The following is a 1,656-nucleotide window of genomic DNA, read 5'->3' on the forward strand; positions in this document are numbered from 1 at the left end:
TTTCTGCTACCCCTTTTAAGTGTGCTTTTAGGCGCTGTTGGTCTGAGGGTGTCATTTTTTTGATCTCATCTTTTTTGACAGTTTTACTAGCTTTTTCATTGTAGCCCTTTTTCATATATTTGCAAAAGTGAGATGCACCCGTTCTCAGTTGAAATAGCAGCGACCTTGCAACAAGAGTTGAGGGCTCCCGAAGGATTTCAGAGTTATAAAGAAGTTCATCTTTGGCTCTGGTTGATTAAAGGAATAGCTAGCAGTTACCAGGCTGTATATTCTTTAGTTAGAGGTGAATTAAGAAGTAAATTAAAAATTCCTAGACCTCGCAGTGTTTCTCAGAAATATACGGCAATTAATGAATTTAAAAATAACTTGCATCAACAGATAAAAGCTCTACTAGACAAAGCTTTACCTCAAGTAAACAAATATAAAAAAGTCACTTATTGGTGTAGTGATGAAACGCGGATAGGGCTGCATACAATTCGTCGGCGCAAGCTGACGCTTTCCGGCGTAAAGCCCATTGGGAAGAATCAATGGAAATAAGAGTGTTTTTGGCTGTATGGGGCAGTATCAATCGCTACTGGAAAGAGTTTTTTTTGGGAGTTTTCGCATTTAGACAAAGTTTGTTTTGGAGCATATTTACAACTTTTGTCAATACAATATCCTGAGCAATTACACATCATTCAAGTTGATAACGCACCTGCTCATAATTTGGACTCATCTGAATTACCAGACAATGTTATTTTACTATTTCAGCCTCCGGCTTGTCCCGAAGTAAATCCGACAGAAAGAGTGTGGGAATATCTGAAATATTTTTGGCGTTGCTGATTTATGGTATGAACGACTCAATCTGCAAAAAATGAAACAAGCGCGTCAGAATATCTTCGGAATTTCCAACTTATCTATTTTCATACCGTGATTCAGCAACGCCATATTTTTTAGCTTGGTCGGTGTTTAGTAATCTTGACGAACTCCGCACAAAAGTCAAGGAAATTTTGGCATCTTTCACCGAACGTGTCATTGGTTTTCTCACCGGATGGTCTTGGATTTTACATTCTTTATCTCTATCACATCTTTAAAAAAATGGTATAACCTTCCTTCGGTCTTGTCTTATGGTACTCTGGCAGCTTAAAAACTGTCCGGAGTATTGTTATCTGACAATTAATCTTGACTCACGCCCACTCACGCCTCACGATCGCCCCGGAAGCAGGGTTGATGCAGCTTTCTCTCTTAACCCGCCTGCGATCATTGTTGCTCCCCTCCGTTCCAAAGCTCAAGAATTAGAGGCAGTCTATGTTTCCCTAGGCGTGAGCTCGCGTCGAGCGATCGTTAATATATGTACAGTGGCTGTTGCATCTTCACCCAGTCTGGTAACTCCTCGACACTGCTCTCAACAGCTAGAGCCTGGGGCCTATTAGTGGCGTGCCAGCTACCCTTTCCAATCTCGATCTCAGCCAATTTGCCTCACAGTTCTTGTTGCTGCTCGTAATTAATATAGATGCCCGACATTTCTCAGCCACACCCATTTGTGACAAGTTAAGAAAAAGTGCAAATTGTCAAGGGGGTAGACCAAAAAAGGTAAAATAGGATGAAACCTTTACGGGGCAAGCAGTTGAGCCATAGTTAAACCAGTTATGATTCGCAAAAAAAGAATTAACCGAG

The 1,656-nt window shown here is 40.9% G+C and carries 2 protein-coding genes; both read left to right on the forward strand.

What is annotated here, in order from left to right; translation table 11 throughout:
- Window positions 1-132 precede the first annotated feature (132 nt).
- The gene (locus tag ACUVJL_RS16300) at window positions 133-537 is read left to right on the forward strand and encodes a hypothetical protein (protein ID WP_445246806.1); all 405 of its coding nucleotides are present in this window, start codon (window positions 133-135) and stop codon (window positions 535-537) included.
- Window positions 538-549: 12 nt separating this feature from the next.
- Window positions 550-822: a transposase gene (locus tag ACUVJL_RS16305; RefSeq protein WP_445246807.1), complete on the forward strand. Its 273-nt coding sequence runs from the start codon at window positions 550-552 to the stop codon at window positions 820-822.
- Window positions 823-1,656: the final 834 nt, after the last annotated feature.

The organism is Microcoleus sp. OTE_8_concoct_300 (genome assembly GCF_031383065.1).
Classification (GTDB): Bacteria; Cyanobacteriota; Cyanobacteriia; order Cyanobacteriales; family Microcoleaceae; genus Microcoleus.

Bases quoted from the DNA above. Each gene is read 5' to 3' on its own strand.
- ACUVJL_RS16300 (WP_445246806.1), top strand. From the start codon at position 133: ATGCACCCGTTCTCAGTTGAAATAGCAGCGACCTTGCAACAAGAGTTG.